Source organism: Phyllobacterium bourgognense (assembly GCF_003337575.1).
GTDB lineage: Bacteria > Pseudomonadota > Alphaproteobacteria > Rhizobiales > Rhizobiaceae > Phyllobacterium > Phyllobacterium bourgognense.
Window position 1 is genome coordinate 17,910 of the sequence record NZ_QPJM01000001.1, and the last position, 19,239, is coordinate 37,148.

General features: G+C 57.1%; 19 protein-coding genes and 1 riboswitch. Of the genes, 12 read left to right on the forward strand and 7 right to left on the reverse strand.

The window, feature by feature from the left end; translation table 11 throughout:
• Positions 1–19: 19 nt before the first annotated feature.
• The 5 genes from C7476_RS00080 to C7476_RS00100 form a co-directional block, all read right to left on the reverse strand.
• Complete coding sequence (locus C7476_RS00080; protein ID WP_114427900.1) at positions 20–469, reverse strand: SRPBCC family protein; 450 nt, start codon at positions 467–469, stop codon at positions 20–22.
• Positions 466–789, reverse strand: coding sequence for an ArsR/SmtB family transcription factor (locus tag C7476_RS00085; RefSeq protein ID WP_114427901.1), 324 nt, complete (start codon positions 787–789; stop codon positions 466–468). Before C7476_RS00085 ends, C7476_RS00080 begins: the two co-directional genes overlap by 4 nt.
• A gap of 72 nt (positions 790–861) precedes the next feature.
• Positions 862–1,623, reverse strand: coding sequence for an RES family NAD+ phosphorylase (locus C7476_RS00090; RefSeq protein ID WP_114427902.1), 762 nt, complete (start codon positions 1,621–1,623; stop codon positions 862–864).
• Positions 1,583–1,969 (reverse strand): MbcA/ParS/Xre antitoxin family protein, encoded by a 387-nt coding sequence (locus C7476_RS00095; RefSeq protein WP_114427903.1) that lies wholly within the window; start codon positions 1,967–1,969, stop codon positions 1,583–1,585. Before C7476_RS00095 ends, C7476_RS00090 begins: the two co-directional genes overlap by 41 nt.
• Before the next feature lie 210 nt (positions 1,970–2,179).
• Positions 2,180–3,559, reverse strand: coding sequence for a cytochrome P450 (locus C7476_RS00100; RefSeq protein WP_114427904.1), 1,380 nt, complete (start codon positions 3,557–3,559; stop codon positions 2,180–2,182).
• Positions 3,560–3,893: 334 nt separating this feature from the next.
• On the opposite strand from C7476_RS00100, the gene C7476_RS00105 reads away from it, so the two are divergent.
• From C7476_RS00105 to gyrB, 3 genes are all read left to right on the forward strand, one after another.
• Positions 3,894–5,486: a S10 family serine carboxypeptidase-like protein gene (locus C7476_RS00105; RefSeq protein ID WP_210207775.1), complete on the forward strand. Its 1,593-nt coding sequence runs from the start codon at positions 3,894–3,896 to the stop codon at positions 5,484–5,486.
• The gene (locus tag C7476_RS00110) at positions 5,483–5,911 is read left to right on the forward strand and encodes a hypothetical protein (RefSeq protein WP_114427906.1); all 429 of its coding nucleotides are present in this window, start codon (positions 5,483–5,485) and stop codon (positions 5,909–5,911) included. Before C7476_RS00105 ends, C7476_RS00110 begins: the two co-directional genes overlap by 4 nt.
• Before the next feature lie 281 nt (positions 5,912–6,192).
• Positions 6,193–8,634, forward strand: a complete 2,442-nt coding sequence (gene gyrB, locus C7476_RS00115; protein ID WP_114427907.1) for a DNA topoisomerase (ATP-hydrolyzing) subunit B — start codon at positions 6,193–6,195, stop codon at positions 8,632–8,634.
• Between the two features lie 41 nt (positions 8,635–8,675).
• Here the strand turns inward: gyrB and C7476_RS00120 are convergent, their stop codons facing one another.
• Positions 8,676–9,089: a type II toxin-antitoxin system VapC family toxin gene (locus C7476_RS00120; RefSeq protein ID WP_114427908.1), complete on the reverse strand. Its 414-nt coding sequence runs from the start codon at positions 9,087–9,089 to the stop codon at positions 8,676–8,678.
• Positions 9,086–9,334, reverse strand: coding sequence for a plasmid stabilization protein (locus C7476_RS00125; RefSeq protein WP_114427909.1), 249 nt, complete (start codon positions 9,332–9,334; stop codon positions 9,086–9,088). The genes C7476_RS00120 and C7476_RS00125 overlap by 4 nt, the downstream gene beginning before the upstream one ends.
• Positions 9,335–9,667: 333 nt before the next feature.
• Between C7476_RS00125 and C7476_RS00130 the strand changes: the two genes are divergently transcribed.
• From C7476_RS00130 to C7476_RS00170, 9 genes are all read left to right on the forward strand, one after another.
• The gene (locus C7476_RS00130; protein ID WP_114427910.1) at positions 9,668–10,723 is read left to right on the forward strand and encodes a dipeptidase; all 1,056 of its coding nucleotides are present in this window, start codon (positions 9,668–9,670) and stop codon (positions 10,721–10,723) included.
• A 37-nt stretch (positions 10,724–10,760) separates the two neighbouring features.
• Positions 10,761–12,371, forward strand: coding sequence for an ABC transporter substrate-binding protein (locus C7476_RS00135; protein ID WP_181872301.1), 1,611 nt, complete (start codon positions 10,761–10,763; stop codon positions 12,369–12,371).
• A 31-nt stretch (positions 12,372–12,402) separates the two neighbouring features.
• Positions 12,403–13,455 carry an ABC transporter permease gene (locus C7476_RS00140; protein WP_114427911.1) on the forward strand — a complete coding sequence of 351 codons (1,053 nt, stop codon included), beginning with the start codon at positions 12,403–12,405 and terminating at the stop codon, positions 13,453–13,455.
• Positions 13,456–13,587: 132 nt separating this feature from the next.
• Positions 13,588–14,505 carry a nickel transporter permease gene (gene nikC, locus C7476_RS00145; RefSeq protein WP_114428499.1) on the forward strand — a complete coding sequence of 306 codons (918 nt, stop codon included), beginning with the start codon at positions 13,588–13,590 and terminating at the stop codon, positions 14,503–14,505.
• Positions 14,502–15,335, forward strand: a complete 834-nt coding sequence (locus tag C7476_RS00150; protein WP_114427912.1) for an ABC transporter ATP-binding protein — start codon at positions 14,502–14,504, stop codon at positions 15,333–15,335. The genes nikC and C7476_RS00150 overlap by 4 nt, the downstream gene beginning before the upstream one ends.
• Entirely contained in the window at positions 15,332–16,102 is a 771-nt protein-coding gene (locus tag C7476_RS00155; protein ID WP_114427913.1) for an ABC transporter ATP-binding protein, read from the forward strand. Before C7476_RS00150 ends, C7476_RS00155 begins: the two co-directional genes overlap by 4 nt.
• A 150-nt stretch (positions 16,103–16,252) precedes the next feature.
• Positions 16,253–17,218, forward strand: a complete 966-nt coding sequence (locus C7476_RS00160) for a TadE/TadG family type IV pilus assembly protein (RefSeq protein WP_114427914.1) — start codon at positions 16,253–16,255, stop codon at positions 17,216–17,218.
• Between the two features lie 55 nt (positions 17,219–17,273).
• Positions 17,274–17,376, forward strand: a riboswitch (TPP riboswitch).
• Between the two features lie 118 nt (positions 17,377–17,494).
• Positions 17,495–18,238, forward strand: coding sequence for an ABC transporter permease (locus C7476_RS00165; RefSeq protein ID WP_114427915.1), 744 nt, complete (start codon positions 17,495–17,497; stop codon positions 18,236–18,238).
• 64 nt (positions 18,239–18,302) lie between these two features.
• The gene (locus C7476_RS00170; protein WP_114428500.1) at positions 18,303–19,229 is read left to right on the forward strand and encodes an ABC transporter substrate-binding protein; all 927 of its coding nucleotides are present in this window, start codon (positions 18,303–18,305) and stop codon (positions 19,227–19,229) included.
• Positions 19,230–19,239: the final 10 nt, after the last annotated feature.

A 19,239-nucleotide genomic window follows, 5' to 3' on the forward strand; every position in this document is an offset into this window, starting at 1 on the left:
GTCGCGTTTCTTTTGTCGCTCAGTCGAGGCGGGCGATCACGTGCTCGAGCTGTCCGATGAATTTCTGCCAGCCATATTGCGCGCCGCGATAATTGGCTTCTTCGTTTTGACCAAAGCCGGACTGCTCCATGCGCAGGAATGTGCCGCCATTCACCGGGGTGAGCGTGAAGGTGACGATGGTCTTGACGCCGTTTGCGGCTTCATCGCCTGAGGCGTTCCAGCTGTAGGAAAGGCGCTGCTGCGGCTCTACCACCAGGACTTCGCAATCGGTGACGCCGTTCCAGTTTGGCATGGGCGGGGCGCGGAAGTTGAACCTGTGACCAACAACGGGCTGGAAGTCGTTGCTCATAAGCCAATCAGCGATAAGCGGGCCTTGGGTGAGTGCGCGCCAGACTTTTTCCGGCGCATGCGGCATTTCCCGTTCGATGGTGAGGGAGCGTGTGGCTGTAGCTGTAGCATGTTGAGTCATTGGTCCATCCTGTTTAACAAATCTTCGAGACGATCGAATCGCTCACGCCAGAATGCGCCGTAGAGGCCCATCCAGTCGATCAGCGGCGCGAGACCTTGCGGTTCCGCGCTATAGTGGGTTTGGCGCCCGTCGGGCCTATCCCGCACCAGGCCGGCAAGCTTGAGCACGCCGAGATGCTTGGATACGGCAGGCTGTGAGATGCCAGAATATTCGGTCAATCCCCGCACGTTTTGCTCGCCGTGCCGCATCAGCTGTTCGAAAATCGCGCGGCGTGTCGGGTCGGCGAGAGTGCGGAAAATACCGTCGGCTGTTGTGTCCATGATTGATAACCCGTGAGCTATGAATTAATCCATAGCTCTACAGTTATGAATCTGTCAAGCCGAAAAATGAAATTATGATCTGGCCTTTTCCGCCAGTCGGGGGTCGTTGGCAAAAATCTCCCGACTGAACCCAAGCCTGAGTTCGGGATAGTCGCAGATGGCGTTGACGCCGTGCCCGGAGAAATGCAGCCGCCATGTCGTCATGCGAACAGGGTTCGGCATGGCAAAGCAGCCGCATGACAGCAGCGCAAGATTGATCCCGCCAAGCGGATCGCGCACGGATTGATAGCGGATGAGGTCTATACGCGCCTCATGCGCTTTGTCGGCAAGATCGAGACAAGCGGAATAGTCGGTGAGGTGCGTCCACTGCGGCGCCTGCTCGATGAAGGGTACTGCGGTTAGATCGATCGCGCTGGTGGTGGCATAGCGTGCTTCGAACGCGGTGAATTCGAGGGCGTTTCGCGGCCAGGGTGTCGCCGGACTTTCGGCAAAGAAAAGCAGGCGGTAGAAGGCAGTTTCGGCCACAGAGGTTTCAACGTTCTCGCTGGCATAGAAGACGCCGGGCGAATAACCTTCGCGCCGAAAGCGCGAATTGCCGGGATAGCGGCCATAGCGAAACGGCGTCGCCAGCAGGTAATCGAGATGGACGCACGCTGGCGGAAGCGGTGGCTTGGTGGCTTCCAGCTCGTCTTCAAGCAGAGCCTGCTCATCGAGCGTATCGACCAGCTTCATGGTGGAAACGCGGTGCTGCGCTTCAACCAGACGCCAGCATGCGCCGTGCAGAGATCGCGATTCAGATCGGAGCGCGTCGGGCGTCCAGATAGGCAAGGACATGGGCGAGACCGTCAATGGTTTTGATCCGGTTGAGCGGCTTGCCGCCGAGCATGGTATTGTCAGTGCGCATCCACTGTCGCGCTACGGTATCGTCGCCGCCGACAATGGCGTCGAGCGAGCGGTAGAGGCGGATGAACAGGAGCGCGAGTTCGTAGCTCTTGCCGGTGAGCGGGCCGGCAGTTCCTTCGTTGCGCTTGAGCCGGGAAATGCTGGGTTCGGACAGGCCGACGACGGTTGACAGTTCCCTGGCGGTCAGGCCGAGCAATTCAGCGGAACGCAGCAGCGCCTTGGACACAACGGCGGTCTTGCTCGGGGTGTCTTCAATATGTTGCGCGGTGGTTCGCATGAGAGCTCCTTTCACTGGAAATAAATGTACATTAAATTTCTGGTGAAATCAAGTTCTCCGTTGCATATCTATGGTGCGTGGTTCGACGGGGCTCACCATGAGATTTTTGACTGCAGGGAGTGTTTGCTTGCGACGTTTGCCGGACGTTTTTGCACAACACGACTTCCCTCATGGTGAGCCCCGTCGAACCACGCACTGCGCTTCTGCAGGTCACCGTCTTGCCGTCACGCTCATCGGCAATCCGCCATCCGGTTGTGTGGTCAGTTTCTGCACGGGCCATGGCTTTATATCGGGTGCCATATCGAAGCGATAGCGATGCAGCAGGGTCGCCAAAGCGATGATTGCCTCCTGCAGCGCAAAGCTTGCGCCGATGCAGACGCGGGGTCCGGCCCCGAAGGGCAGATATTGAAACCGGTCGATCCTGTCGCGATTTTCCGGATGAAAGCGCGACGGCATGAAAGCTTCGGGATTTTCCCAATAAAGCCGGTGGCGATGCACAGTCCATGGCATGACCAGAACCGCCGCGCCCTTTGGAAGCTTCAAATCCTTGTACTGATCGTCCTCGATAGGTTCGCGGTTGATCGACGGCGCGGGGGGATAAAGCCGCATGGCCTCCTCGAATGCGGAGCGGGTGAAGGGCAAGGCGTCCAGCCATTGATGCGGCGGCGGGACCTCGCGCTGACCCATGAAAGCATCGATCTCCTGCTCGATCAGATCGCGTTCCCATGGCGCCTTTGCCAGCAAATACAGCGTCCAGCCCAATGCACGCGCCGTGGTTTCGTGGCCCGCGCCGATGAAGGTGATGATATTGTCCTCGATCTCGGCGCGCGAAAGCCCTTGGGGACCTTCGGCTCTCAGCAGGAGGGTGAGGAAATCGTTCGGAACCTTGTCGCCTTCCTTTTCCATGCGGGCCTTGCGCATCTCCATCGTGTTGGCGACGATCTGGCGGAAGAAGGCGAGCGCGCGGCGGCCGCGGATCTGGGTGAAGCGCGGCAACCATGCAGGTGCTCCGAGAAGATCGAGTGGATCGACCCGGCCCATGGTTTCGAACAGCCGGTCCACCTCATGGGAAAACTGGTCCGGATCACCAGCAATTTCTCCGGAAAACAAAGTGTCCGCAAGAATGTCATAGGTCAGCATGGTCATGTCGCGCGATACATCGGTCGTGCCGGTCAAGCCGTCGTAGCGATCGGCGAAAACATCGGCTGTCCGCTTCATGCTTTCGGCGAAACCATCGATGTGGCGCGGCGTGAAAACCGGCGCCATCGCCTTGCGCGACCGTTTCCAGACATCGCCTTCCGCCGTCAGCAATCCATCGCGCAGGATGGGGCGAAGGATGCGCTGGCGTACCGCCGCCATCTTGTAATTCTTCGCATTGTCGACGAGCACATGGCGGATCAGCCCGGGATCATTGGCGATGATCGTGTGGGCGAAGGACCAGTCGATGGAAACCCAGGGTTCATTATAAGAAGGCTCCCCCCACAGCTCCAACGGATTGCGGTAAATGGTGCGAATAAGCTGCAATGTGCCGACAGGACCAGTACGCGGTACTGGCGCCGGCGGGACAAAAGCGATCGGTATCGTATCCATTCATCACCTCCGCCACGGATGTGGGGACAAGCGGGGAAAAAGTCTACCAATTAACCGGAATTGGCGGCTCCTTACCCTACTAATTGCTACGTTGACGCAAAGAGCCGAATGCGTTCTGGTCCAGCCTGAATACGTCCGACAGTCTATTTTGCGCATCATTTTTTAAAGAACATACCAGAAACATATTCAAATCGATATTGTGAGGTTTTTCACCATGCATTTTCGCCTGTGCTGGCTTTTGCTGGCGGTCTTTCTGGCATCGTGCAGCGGGAGTTCGGATTCGGAGGAGTCTGACGCGAGCACGTTTGAGCCGCTACCCGTTCTGGAACGTTCGGTGTTTAGCTATGGCGCTGGCGATTCAATCTACTATCGGTATGTCGATCAAACACCAACCAGCAAAACTCAAGTTATCACGGTGAAGGGCGTTGCTATGGAGTTTACCGCGACCGCGGGGCATTTGGTTGCCTCGCGTCCAGTCAACGGGGCTGGGAGTCGGGATGATGCGGCGATTTTCTATACAGCCTATGCCCGTGATGATCTGCCGAAAGATACGCGTCCAATAACGTTCATTTTCAACGGCGGACCTGGAGGTGCCTCGGCTGATCTTGACCTCAATTTTCTTGGACCAAAAAGTGTGGATCTCGATGTGCTTACGTCGGCATCGACAACCCTGCCGCTGATCGACAATCCCAATACATTGCTCGACAAATCGGACCTTGTTTTTGTTGACCCAGTGGGAACCGGTTACTCCTCGGCGATCTTTCCGAGCGAAAATGTCGACTTCTGGGGAGTTGACAGTGATGCTAGTATTCTCAGCGATTTTGTCATCAAATATATCAATACCAACAAGCGCCAATACTCGCCAAAATATATCTACGGCGTCTCCTACGGCGGCTTTCGCACGCCAATTATGGCGCGACTGCTCCTGGAAAGGAGTGCCACCGACTACGCTGAGGGGAAAGACGGCAAGAATATCCTGAACGGGTTGGTTCTCAACTCACCTTTGATGAACCGGAGGAATGACTGCCTAACGCATTCCACCTTTGCCTGTGACGGTGCCGTGCCAACCTATGCCATGATTGCCGACCATCACGGCAAGGCGACTGCTCGAAACGCAGCGACTTCCGACGTGTTTCTGATCGGTGTCCGCTCGTTCGCCGCGGAATTCAAGAAACATTATGACGGGGCTTTCTCCGGACTGGGATGGGGCGATAGAACCGGTTGGGAAGCATTCTTGCGGGACAACAAGGAGGCGCCGCCATTCCTTGATCGACTCTATCAGTTGACCGGTTTGGGCAAAGTGTTCACGCTCGGCGACACGGCGGCGAACAATCCCTGGATCGAGAATCCAAATATGAATGCCTGGCGCTTTACGGCATTGTTTGGTGAAAGATACGGTCCCGACAGACGCAAGCTCTCCTTGAATGATGGCCGGGATTATTTACCACCGGATACAATCGATCCGGCTGTCGATGATGGAAGCGACGTTTACGAGTATGTCCGACAATATCAAAGACAATTCATTGGTTATCAGCAGGCCGCATCCTATTTGGGGTTCAACGGCGAGAGTTTTGACCGGTGGTCCTATAGTCCTGATCAGAAGCTACCCAGCGATCCCGATCGAATAGAAAACAGCATTCCTGATCTCGCCTTTGGGCTGCAGCTCAATCCACAATTGAAGGTTTTGATTCAGCACGGCTACTATGATTTGAATACGCCTTTTCACAAATCTGAACTTGATATCAGTCGATCGGGGATAGCGGCCAAGGTGCCCGTGAGACTTTATAGCGGCGGTCACGGTGTATCGCCATTCGATACAGACGGCTATGATCAGCTCAAAGCAGAACTGGGATCATTCTACGATCAAACTCCTGCGGCCAAACTGGCACGCTGGCAAGAGGCAAAACTTGCGGAGCCAGGACAATGAGGCAGATATTCCTGATGGTTCTTCTCGTTCTCGCAACTGCGACCGGAGTTCCGGCGAGCGCCAAGGATAGTGTTCTGCGCAGGCCCTCTGAACACTTGCTGCTGCGTCGGCCACTTCCGGACCCTACTCTGGCGAGCAAAACCAAATCACCGATTACGCCCGAGGCAGTGCGCGATGCCGTGGACGCGCGGATCCGATCACTCTTTGTACGGGCGGCGGACCCGTCGACAGGTCGTGTAACCGTCACGTCTGCAGAAAACGCAGGATTGGGCTACTTCACCGGTCATTTCGCAGCAATGGACAGCAATCGCGACAGCAGTCTGACTTATGACGAGGTTAAAGACTTTTTGGATGCGCAATCTCCCATCGAAAAACCGGCGACGATTGAAAGGCCGGCAATCGGGGATATCCAGATTATCGAATAGCACTTTCAGGGTTTTGGCTGAAACCGCTTCTGCCATCCATCATCCCGATCTGTAAATTTAAGAGGATGAGCCGCCGACCCGAGGGGATGAACGAGGCGCACATCGAGCCCGTATCCGCTGTCGCACCAATTTGGCCATCATCCGTGGATATCAAGCCCTCCAGAATTGGAAAAAGCTGCATTAATCACTATATCTAATGCTGTAATGGGGCCATGATTCGCCCAAGCTATGCTATAAGGGCGGGCGCGCCAGTTCAGGCGTCAGGAAAGATTGAATTTTATATGAGTGATACACCCGAGATGACAGTCGAATCCTCGCCGGAATACGGTGCGGAGTCCATCAAAGTCCTCAAGGGGTTGGATGCTGTACGCAAACGCCCTGGAATGTATATCGGTGATACGGATGACGGATCCGGCCTTCACCACATGGTCTACGAAGTCGTCGACAATGCCATCGACGAAGCGCTTGCGGGCCACGCGACGCGCGTCACCGTGACATTGAATCCCGATGGATCCTGCACGGTGACCGACAACGGCCGCGGTATCCCGACCGATATGCACTCGGAAGGTGTTTCCGCGGCCGAAGTCATCATGACGCAGCTGCATGCCGGCGGCAAGTTCGACCAGAACTCCTACAAGGTCTCCGGGGGTCTGCATGGCGTTGGCGTTTCCGTCGTCAATGCACTGTCTGTCTGGCTGAGGCTGAAGATTCGCCGCCAGGGCAGAATCTACGAGATGAGCTTCACCCATGGCGTCGCCGATGCGCCATTGAAGGAGACGGGTGATTCCGATGGATTGACCGGAACGGAAGTTTCCTTCCTGCCGTCGACCGAGACGTTCACCATGGTCGAGTTCGATTTCAAGACACTCGAGCACCGGCTGCGCGAACTCGCTTTCCTGAATTCGGGTGTGCGCATCCTGCTCTCCGATCGCCGCCATGCCGATCCGGTCGATCTCGAGCTGTTCTATGAGGGTGGACTGACTGCATACGTCAAGTATCTCGACCGCACCAAGAAGGAACTCGTCAACGAGCCGATTTATATTCGCGGCGAGCGCGACGATACGGTGGTTGAAGTCGCCATGTGGTGGAATGACAGCTACCACGAGAATGTGCTGTGTTTTACCAACAATATTCCGCAGCGTGACGGCGGCACACACCTTGCCGGGTTTCGCGGCGCCCTGACACGCCAGATGACCGGCTATGCGGAAAACACCGGCCAGGCCAAGAAGGCCAAGGTGACGCTTACGGGCGATGACTGCCGTGAGGGTCTCACCGCAGTTCTTTCCGTCAAGGTTCCAGACCCGAAGTTTTCCTCGCAGACCAAGGACAAGCTTGTTTCGTCCGAAGTGCGCGCGGTTGTGGAAAGTCTCGTCAACGAGGCGCTTTCGACTTGGCTCGAAGAACATCCGGCTGAGGGCAAGGTCCTCGTCGAAAAGGTCATCCAGGCTGCCTCCGCTCGCGAGGCTGCCCGCAAGGCGCGCGACATCACTCGCAAGAATTCGCTGAGCATCAGCTCGCTGCCGGGCAAGCTTGCCGATTGTCAGGAAAAGGACCCGGCCAAATCGGAAATCTTCATCGTCGAGGGTGACAGCGCCGGTGGCTCCGCCAAGGGCGGGCGCTCGCGCCAGAACCAGGCCATCCTGCCGCTTCGTGGCAAGATTCTCAATGTCGAACGCGTCAAGCTTGACCGCATGTTGTCATCCGACCAGATCGGCACGCTGATTTTGGCGCTCGGCACCAGTATCGGCAAGGATGAGTTCAATCCGGACAAGCTGCGCTACCACAAGATCATCATCATGACCGACGCTGACGTGGACGGCGCGCATATTCGCACCTTGCTGTTGACGTTCTTCTTCCGCCAAATGCCGGAGCTGATCGAGCGCGGCCATATCTATATCGCGCAGCCGCCACTCTATAAGGTTTCGCGCGGAAAATCCTCGCAGTACATCAAGAACGAAGTCGCCTATGAGGAGTTTCTGATCGATTCCGGGCTGGAAGAAGCCGCGCTGGAGCTCGACTCCGGTGAGGTTCGCACCGGTCCCGACCTGCGCTCCGTCATCACCGATGCGCTCGCCGTTCGTCATCTGCTGCAGGGTTTGAACACCCGTTATGACCGAGCGGTCGTTGAACAGGCGACGATCGCCGGTGCGCTCAACCCGGAAGCCATTTCCGATGCGGCAAGAGCCCAGGCGCTGGTGACCGAGGTTGCCGGGCGCCTCGATCTGATCGCAGAGGAAACCGAAAAGGGCTGGAGCGGCCGTCTGGCGACGCCGGATGACGGTGTCGACGGCTATGTTTTCGAGCGTTCGCTACGCGGCGTCAAGGAAACGGTCACGCTCGATATGGCGCTGATCGGTTCGGCCGATGCACGCCAGCTTGACCGTTATTCGGCGCGTCTGCACGACATCTATTCGAAGCCGCCGGTTCTGCGCCGCAAGGACAAATCGGATTCCGTTGCGGGACCGATTGCCCTGCTGGAGGCTGTATTTGCTGCCGGGCGCAAGGGCCTCTCATTGCAGCGCTACAAGGGTCTCGGCGAGATGAATGCAGACCAGCTCTGGGAAACGACGCTGGATCCCAATGCGCGCTCACTGCTGCAGGTGAAGGTGAATGATGCCACCGACGCCGACAGTCTGTTCTCAAGATTGATGGGCGACGATGTCGAGCCTCGGCGTGAATTCATTCAGGACAATGCACTGAGCGTGGCCAATCTCGACGTTTAAATGGCATCATAAGTTTGAGATAGCCTCAAGAGGTTATTGCCTCATCTTTCCCAAGGAGAGATGAGGTCCAGGCCAGTTGTGCTGAAATCGGTAACATTCCGGGTGGCTAAACGGCCGCCATTCACCCGAACAATGGCTGCAATCATACCATCAGGAGCCGACATTATTGATCCTTGCCGTGTGGCGGTTCCCATGATCTCGCCATAAGCCATCGCTGCCTCTTCGGTTAAACCAAATATGCGGTCAGCAAAACGCCGACGCCAGTCCGAGAGACCCCGCTCGAGGCGAAGGGCCCGTTGATCGGGCAATATCTTCTGAATGCCAAACGCAATCTCTGCGATCGTTACAGTCGGTAAAGCCAGTTCTGAATCATGCCGGACGAGCCAAGAGATCACAGCCTCGTTTGGCGCCTTGCGTAAGGTTTCGGAAAGAACATTGGTGTCTAGAAATATCAAAGCTCAGGACCCGGATGGCCGCGGCGCCCTTGCCGGATGACAGCCTCCAGATCGATATCTGTACCGGCATCTTTTGACAGGCGGTTGTAGAATGCCGACGCTGGCTCCCGGCCGGTTTCGCGGATTTCATAGGACTCAAGAGCCCGCTCTACAATTTCGGCGATTGATCTGTTTTCACGGCTCGCCAGGCGATGTGCCAAGTCGCGTGCTCTGGCGCTGCGCACAGACAATTGAGGTTCGGCCATCCGGATACTCCAATTTTGGAAGAATATAGGTCATATGGGCGCTGCCATCAAGATGGCTACCCACTTTAGCAGCCCATATTTGCCATGTTGCATGGGCTCCTCTCCTTGCAACATCCATTCGTCACCGACGCAGGCGCACTACGACCTGCAGGTTACGCCTGTTGGGCGTTGGCCCCCCTGAGCGGCTTTTTATACTTTTGTACAACAACTCTCTTGCCTGTTCGCGGGCATCATGATCTTTTGTCGAAAAAGGCGATGGGCGCCGAGGGGTCGACAAAAGATTACCCGGCGAACATATGGCCTTTTTTCAAGTCAATCTGATCGGGAATTGAAATGCAGCCTGTCTTCGATGGTCACAACGATGTGCTTTACCGGTTGTGGAAACATTCGAGAGACGGCGCCGATCCGGTTCAGGAGTTCATCGAAGGCACCACTTCCGGTCACATTGACAAGATCAGGGCGCTAAAGGGCGGACTGATCGGCGGGCTCTGCGCGATTTACGTTCCATCCGGGGATCTTGCCTTCAAAGCGCCAGACGCCAACGGCCATTATTCGACGCCGCTCGCAGTGCCGCTGGAGCGCTCTTCCTCCCTCGACATTGCGCTGGAAATGGCCTCGATCGCGCTGAAGCTCCAGCGGTTCGGCGGCTGGAAATTGTGCCGCAGCACGGCCGAGATTACCGAGTGCATGCAAAACGATATGTTCGCTGCGGTGCTCCATATGGAGGGCTGCGAGGCGATTGGCGCCGATCTGGCCGCGCTCGATGTGTTCTACGCCGCCGGCTTGCGTTCGCTCGGTCCAGTGTGGAGCCGCAACAATATCTTCGCCCACGGTGTGCCCTTCGCCTATCCGATGAGCCCGGATACGGGACCCGGACTCACCGCGATCGGCGAAGAACTGGTCAAGGCATGCAATCGTCTCGGCATCCTCATCGATCTCGCGCATATCACCGAAAAGGGTTTCTGGGATGTGGCGCGGATCAGCGATCAGCCGCTTGTCGCCAGTCACTCCAATGTGCACGCGTTGACGCCTGTCGCACGCAATCTCACCGACAAGCAGCTTGATGCCATACGAGAAAGCCGGGGGCTCGTCGGGCTGAATTATGCGGTGGCCATGCTGCGCCCCGACGCACGTGAAAATGCCGATACGCCGCTGACCGACATGGTGCGCCACATCGACTACATGGTTAACCGAATGGGTATCGATTGCGTGGCACTTGGTTCTGATTTCGATGGTGCTAAAATCCCCGGCGAGATTGCCGATGCGAGCGGCAATCAAAATCTCGTCGCGGCGCTGCGCGACGCCGGATACTCCGGAGATGACCTGGCAAAAATCTGCCGCGAAAACTGGCTGCGGGTATTACGCTCGGCCTGGCACGAAGAAAATTAAAAAAGTCAAATTGCTCATAAAACAGGGAACCAGAACAATGTTGATGAACCAAATAAACCCGAAATTCCGGCTTCTGCTCGGCAGCGCGGCGCTGTCCACGATGTTGCTTTCCGGCGTACCAGCATGGGCCGAGACGCCGGCCGATACGCTGGTCGAAGCCTTCGCCATCGATGACGTGATAACGCTCGATCCCGCTGAAGCTTTCGAGCTCACCACTGGTGAAATCAACGGCAATACTTACGACAAGCTCGTTCGGCTCGATATCAACGATCCTTCGAAGGTCGTTGCAGACGTTGCCGAAAGCTGGACGGTTTCCGACGATGGCCTGACCTATACTTTCAAATTGAAACAGGGCCTGAAATTCGCGTCGGGCAATCCGGTCACGGCCGATGATGTCGCCTGGTCCTTCGAGCGCGCCGTCAAGCTCGACAAGAGCCCGGCGTTCATCCTGACCCAGTTCGGCCTGAAGCCGGACAATGTCGCCGAAAAGGCCAAGGCAACCGATCCTTCGACCTTTGTGTTCACGGTCGATCAGCCTTATGCACCGAGCTTCGTCCTGAACTGCCTGACTGCGACGGTTGCTTCGGTTGTCGACAAGAAGCTCACTTCCGAGCATGTCGTCAATGATGATTTCGGCTGGGCCTGGCTGAAGACCGCCTATGCGGGTTCCGGTCCGATGAAGATCCGAGACTGGCGTGCCAACGAAATTATCGTTCTGGAACGCAATGACAACTACTGGGGCACAAAGGCGCCTCTGATGCGTGTCATTTATAGGCATGTGAAGGAAAGCGCGGCCCAGCGCCTGCTGCTTGAAAAGGGCGATATCGACATTGCCCGCAATCTTGAGCCCAATGATCTGGAGCAGGTGGTCAAGAACAGCGACATTGCGACCACCAACGCGCCCAAAGGCACCGTCTACTACATCAGCCTTAACCAAAAGAACGCGGACCTTGCCAAGCCCGGCGTAAGCGAGGCGCTGAAATATCTCGTCGATTACGACGCGATCGGCGAAAAGCTGATCAAGGGCATTGGCGAAATCCATCAGACATTCCTGCCGAAGGGCGTCCTCGGCGAACTCGACGAGAACCCTTACAAGCTCGATGTCGCCAAAGCCAAGGAACTGCTCGAAAAGGCAGGCCTGAAGGATGGTTTCACCGTTACCATGGACGTGCGCAACAATCAGCCGGTGACGGGCATTGCCGAATCCGTGCAGCAGACATTCGCTCAGGGCGGCGTGAAGATGGAGATCATTCCGGGCGATGGTAAGCAGACGCTGACCAAGTACCGTGCGCGTACCCATGATATGTATATCGGCCAGTGGGGCGTGGATTATTGGGATCCGCATTCGAATGCGGATACATTCACCAACAACCCCAACAATTCCGATGAGGGCACCAACAAGACGCTCGCATGGCGCAATGCCTGGGATGTGCCGGAACTGACCAAGGAAACCAAGGCGGCTCTGCTTGAGCGCGATGGCGCCAAACGAGCCCAGATGTATCAGGACCTGCAGAAAAAAGTTCTCGCAACCAGCCCATTCATCATGATTTTCCAGCAGATCGAAGTCGCGGGCTATCGTTCGAACCTCAAGGGATTCAAGCTCGGACCGTCATTCGACACCAACTACGTTTTCAATATCTCGAAGTGATCCGGGGCTCGTACCGTTGACCAACCCCGACATGCAACTGGAGTCCAGGCGCACGGGCGCCTGGGCTTCCAACTTCGCTTGGGCCGCCGGCAGGTTCGTCCTGATCGGCATCATCACGTTCCTGGGGTTGATCGCAGTAACGTTCTTCATCGGACGCGTCATTCCGATCGATCCGGCTCTTGCCATCGTTGGCGACAGGGCGCCCGCCCACGTCGTCGAGCGGGTGCGTGAAGAACTCGGTCTCAATCTGCCGCTTTACCGGCAGTTTTTCATCTATGTGCAAGGCGTTTTGGAGGGCAATTTCGGCAATTCGGTTTTGACGACCAACCCGGTGATGCAGGACATAAGGCGCGTCTTCCCCGCCACGATGGAGCTTGCGACATTCGGCACGCTCATCGGCGCGGTTTTTGGTGTGCCGCTAGGGGTTCTCGCGGCAGTCAAACGCGGCAGCATCATCGACCAGATCGTTCGCGTCATCGGCCTCATCGGTTATTCGGTCCCGATATTCTGGCTCGGAATGATCGGTCTTGTCGTGTTCTACGCCAAGCTCGGCTGGACTTCGGGTCCGGGCCGCATCGACGTCGTCTACGAATACACATTCACGCCTATCACCGGCTTCTATCTGCTCGATGCGGTTCTGCAGCAGAACTGGGAAGCGTTTCGCAACATTTTCAGCTTCATCATCCTGCCTGCCTCGCTGCTCGGTTATTTTTCGCTGGCCTATATCAGCCGCATGACGCGATCATTCATGCTCAATGAGCTGGAACAGGAATATATCGTTGCCGCACGGGCCAAGGGCCTTTCCGAGACGCGCATCATCTGGGGCCATGCCCTGCGCAACGCCGCGGTGCCGCTGGTCACGGTGATCGCGCTGTCCTATGCCGGATTGCTCGAGGGCTCGGTGCTGACCGAAACAGTTTTCTCCTGGCCGGGTCTGGGGCTCTACATCACCAATTCGCTGCAGAACGCCGACATGAATGCGGTACTGGGCGGCACGATCATCATCGGAACGGTGTTCGTCGCCATCAACCTTTTGTCCGATCTGCTGTACCGGGCGCTTGACCCACGGACGCGCGCACGATGAAAAATTTGCCAGAGCGGGCTGCAAACGTCAATTTTCTGTGCTCCGGTGCTCATGTACCCAAAAGTACACTGCGCTCCGGTGCTCAAAAATCGACGTTTTCGCCGCCCTCTACCCAATTTTGTGGGTTTTGAGATGACAACACGCCCCCTTTCCCGCCGCGAATGGCTGATGAGCGACCGGCCGCAATCGCGCATGCAGGCGCGGCTGGGCCGGGCCTATCTGGTCTGGAGCCGCTTCGCCAGCAACAAGCTGGCTGTTGTCGGTCTCGGCATCATCATCGCACTTCTGCTCGTCGCCGCCTTCGCGAATGTGCTTGCGCCGCATTCGCCGGTGGTTGGCGATTTGCGCAATGCACGCCTGTTGCCGCCGGGCGGCGAGTATCTGCTCGGTACCGATGACCAGGGCCGCGATATCCTTTCGCGGTTGATTTATGGCTCGCGGCTGACGCTGTATGTGGTTATCCTCGTCGCCATCATAGCAGCACCTATCGGGCTTCTGGTTGGAACCATCGCCGGTTATGCCGGGGGCTGGACCGATTCAATTCTGATGCGCATCACCGATATATTCCTGGCGTTTCCCAAGCTTATTCTTGCGCTTGCCTTCGTCGCCGCCCTCGGACCTGGCATCGAGAACGCGGTCATTGCCATTGCGATCACCTCCTGGCCGCCCTATGCGCGTATCGCACGCGCTGAAACGCTGACCGTGCGTAACTCCGACTACATCGCCGCGGTGCGGCTGATGGGTGCGTCGCCGATTCGCATCGTGCTGCGTCACATCATGCCGTTGTGTCTCTCATCGCTGATCGTGCGCGTAACGCTCGACATGGCGGGAATCATCCTGACCGCCGCCGGGCTTGGCTTCCTCGGCCTCGGTGCACAGCCGCCATTGCCGGAATGGGGCGCGATGATCGCCTCAGGACGACGCTTCATTATGGATCAATGGTGGGTTGCGGCAGCGCCGGGCTTTGCCATCCTCATCGTCAGCCTCGGCTTTAATCTTCTAGGCGATGGCCTGCGCGATGCGCTCGACCCGCGAGGCAGCAACCAATGAGCACCATGCTGACCGTCGAGGATCTGAGGGTACAGTTTCCGACCCGTACGGGCACTGTCGATGCGGTGCGCGGCGTTTCCTTCACGCTTGGACGCGAGCGGCTTGGCATTGTCGGCGAGTCCGGTTCAGGCAAGTCGCAGACCGGCCGCGCCATCATGGGGCTGACACCGCCACATGCGAAGATCACTGCACAGAAGCTCAACTTCGACGGCATCGACTTGCTGGGGGCTTCGGTGAAGCAGCGGCGAAGCCTTCGCGGCAACCGCATTGCCATGATCCTGCAAGACCCCAAATATTCGCTCAATCCTGTCATGAGTATCGGCCGGCAGATCGTCGAAACGCTCAGGACGCATGAGAAGGTCAGCAAGGCCGAGGCACGCAGACGGGCGCTCGACATGCTTGCCGCCGCACAAATCCGTGATGCAGAACGGGTCTACGATTTGCATCCGCATGAGGTTTCCGGCGGCATGGGTCAGCGCGCCATGATTGCCATGATGCTGATCACCGGGCCGGAGCTGCTGATCGCCGACGAGCCAACTTCCGCGCTGGACGTGACCGTACAACTCGACGTGCTGAGGATCCTCGACAATCTGGTGCGGGATCGCGGCATGGGGCTGATCTTCATTTCGCATGATCTGCGGCTGGTTTCATCGTTCTGCGACCGCGTCATCGTCATGTATGCGGGGCGGATCGTTGAGGAGATTGCTGCAACCGACTTGCACAATGCCAAGCATCCCTACACGCAAGGCTTGCTCAATTGCATGCCGCAGATCGGTGCCGACCGGCATCCGCTGCCGGTGCTTGACCGCAAGCCGGAGTGGGCGGCATGACACCATCCCAATCCAAAGCATTGGTCATTGAAAAGCTGGAAGTGAAATTCGATCGCTTTCTCGCCCTGCGCGGCGTCAGCTTCGATGTTGCGCCGGGGGAATCCTTCGGTCTTGTCGGTGAATCCGGTTCGGGAAAATCCACATTGCTGCGCGCTGTCGCAGGTCTGGCGCCGGTCAGCGCCGGGATGATCACGGTCAACGGCAAAACGCTGGGTTCGTCCCGTACCAAGACGTTTTACCGCGAAGTGCAGATGGTATTCCAGGACCCTTACGGCTCGCTGCACCCACGCCAGACCGTTGATCGGTTATTGTTGGAACCGCTGGTGATCCATGGGTTCAGTGATATCGAAAAACGCATCCTGCGCGCACTCGATGAAGTGGGATTGGGATCGAGCTTCCGTTTCCGCTATTCGCACCAGCTGTCGGGCGGGCAACGTCAACGCGTCGCCATCGCCCGGGCGCTGATCCTTGAACCGTCGATCCTGCTGCTTGATGAGCCGACATCGGCGCTAGATGCCTCGGTGCAGGCGGAGGTGCTGAACCTGCTTGAGCAGATCAGGCGCGACCGGAAACTGACTTTCCTTATGGTAAGCCACGATCTCGCCGTTGTAACTCACATGTGCGATCGGCTGATGGTCATGCAGAATGGTGCCGAGGTGGAGCGACTGACGGCATCGGAACTTGTCAACCGCAAGGTCACGCAGGACTACACACGCAATCTTCTCGTCGCGAGCCAGGGTTTCGTCAGGCCGGATATCCAGCCTTAAAGTTAACGATCTTCATTGGTTTTTTACCATTCCAACAATGATTTCACAGAAATCGTGCTGCCGGAGCATGATCGTGAAAATATGAATGAATTTACTAAGCACGAATTTACGCCGGAGATTCAATGGTCCATGTAACGACGGAGTGGGCCAATGAAAAAATTTACAAAATTCCTCAAAGACCGTAGCGGAGCAACAGCGGTAACATTCGGATTGCTGCTTGTGCCGCTTCTCGGCATGACCGGCCTCGCTGTGGATTACAGCCTTGCAAGCAATGAGCGGTCAAAATTGCAGAACGCTGCCGATTCGGCCGCATTGGCCGGCGCTTCGATCTATATTGGCACGAATTCAGCTCAAGCGGAGGCACGGGCACGTGCCTACCTGAAAGCCAACCTCGGCGAACAAGCTGCAAATGCCGTTACCATTAATTTCAAGGCAGACAACCAGCTTGTTACGGTCTCCCTCAACGGCCTATCAGGTACGACGTTCATGCGCGTGCTGAACAAGAACTCGGTGCCGATCGGTGTCACGGCGACAGCTTTGGCGCCGCTAAAGCCGACCACGGCGACGATCACAATCGACAAGGTTACTGGCTACTGGTTCAAACGCATCTCCATCGTTGGAGTGAAGGACGGCAAGGAAACGGTCGTGGGAACAATCGCCTATACCGCAAAGGACCATAGCGGAGAGGGGGGACGAGGTACCGGCACCACCGTACCCGGTCTAGATTCGCCAGTAACTTTCCAGCTTGGTGACTACAAAACGCTGTATCTGAAAATGGAAGTAAAAACCGATGGTTGCGATATTGGCTATCGGAACACTTCAACGGGTAATACCGTCACCTGTAAAGCAAGTTCAAATTCGGCGTATGCGGGCTACAACTCTACTTTGCGTACTGATGATCCCCTCACAGTGAACAATCTCTTTGTAGATGACGTGCGGTTGCCAAAAGGTTCAACACCCCCCGTTCTGGACTTGTTGAGCTGCGATGGTGCTGATCACAAGCACGCGTGGGAAGACGGTGGTAGCGCTGATAACGTCATACAGCCGGACTTCTTTTACAGAATAAAATCGTCCTGCAAGGCCGTCGATAACGAAAACGTCCGCCTGACACACTAGACCAAGAACAACCCTGCGGTGCAATTGACTTTGTCGTTGCGCCGCTCCATCATGACTTCATTCCGAGGGGGGCACTGCACAGTGCTGAGATAGCGTCGAGCTGGACCCTTGAACCTGATCCGGGTTATGCCGGCGTAGGAACGGGAATTGAGCCTTCTTCGCACACCTCAAATCTTGTCTTCGCACATATCCGGATCTCCGATCATGATGGAGTCCAGACCGTGCCCGTTCCCTTGAAATTTCTCCGCCAAAAACGGTAGTGGCGTGAACAGCGCCATGCGCTTGATTTTGCAGATAGCGGCAGCTTTGCTGGCGGTGGTCCTGTGCTGGCAAATGATTGTCTGGGTGATGGCACCGCCGCGTTTCATCCTGCCGGGGCCATTGACGGTTATCGCTACGCTGGTCGAGGAGCAGCATTATCTGCTGACCAACGCGGCCATCACGCTGGTGGAGATCATCCTTGGGCTGATATTCGGGGCGCTGGCCGGCATCGTTACTGCGCTTCTCGTATGCGCCGTGCCCGGTTTCCGGCGGATCGTCTGGCCGCTGATGCTCGTTCTGCAGGCGTTGCCGGTTTTTGCGATCGCACCGCTGCTGGTGCTGTGGTTTGGCTTTGGCCTTGCCTCCAAGGTCGTCATGGCGAGCCTCATCATATTCTTTCCGGTGGCCTCCGCCTTCGCCGACGGCCTGCAGCGCACCAATCAGGACCTGCTCGACGCGGCGGCGCTGACACAGGCATCACCCCTCGCGACACTGTTCCTCGTGCGCGTGCCGAGCGCCTTGCCCGCACTGGGTTCCGGCTTGCGCGTCGCGGCGGTTTTCGCGCCTATGGGCGCCGTCATCGGTGAATGGGTTGGTTCTTCGCGCGGTCTCGGCTTCGTCATGCTGCAAGCCAATGCGCGCATGCAGACGGATACACTCTTTGCCGCCCTCATCATCCTCGCCACGCTGACGATTGTCCTGCGCTTCCTTGTGGACGCGCTGGCAAGACGGCTGACGCCATGGGCGCGGGAGACATGACAATTCCCCCATTTCATCGCATGTAAAAGGATCTTCGATGTTTCGCATTCTTCCCCTGATTTTCATGGTCGGTCTCGCCGTTTCTGCCTCCGGCATTTCCTGTCAGGCCATGGCCGCCGACAAGCTGACTGTTCTGCTGGAGTGGTTTGTCAATCCCGACCATGCGCCGCTGGTCATCGCCAAAGAGAAGGGCTACTTCGCGGAGGCCGGTCTCGATGTCGAGCTGATCCCGCCGGCTGATCCGGCAGCGCCGCCACGCCTTGTTGCGGCGAAGCAGGCGGACATCGCCATCCACTATCAGCCCACGCTTTTTTTCGACCATGCTGAAGGCCTGCCGCTGGTGCGGTTCGGCACGCTGGTCGAAACGCCGCTCAATACGGTGATGACACTGGCGGACGGACCAATCAAAAGCTTGAAGGATTTGAAGGGCAAGAAAGTTGGCTTCTCTGTCGCCGGCTTCGAAGACGCGATGCTGGGCGCCATGCTGAAAGCGGAGGGCCTGTCGACCAAGGATGTCGAGTTGATCAATGTCAACTTTGCCCTCTCCACCTCGCTGATTTCCGGGCAGGTGGATGCGACCGTCGGTGCCTATCGCAATTTCGAGCTGACGCAGATGGCCCAGGAGGGGCATAAGGGGCTCGCCTTCTTCCCGGAGGAACATGGCGTGCCTCCCTATGACGAGCTTATTTTCGTCACTCATCCGGATTTGCTCAAGGACGACCGGCTCAAGCGCTTTCTCGGCGCGGTGGAGAAGGGGGCGATCTATCTGACCAACCACCCGGAAGAATCCTGGCAGCTCTTCATCAAGGCTTATCCGGACCTCGACAATCCGTTGAACAAGCAGGCCTGGATCGACACGCTGCCGCGCTTTGCCAAGCGGCCCGCTGCGCTCGATCGCGGCCGCTACGAACGGTTCGGTGTCTTCATGCACGATGCAGGACTGATCAAGAGCGTCCCCAAGGTCGAAGACATCGCCGTGGACTTATACTGAATATTTCAAC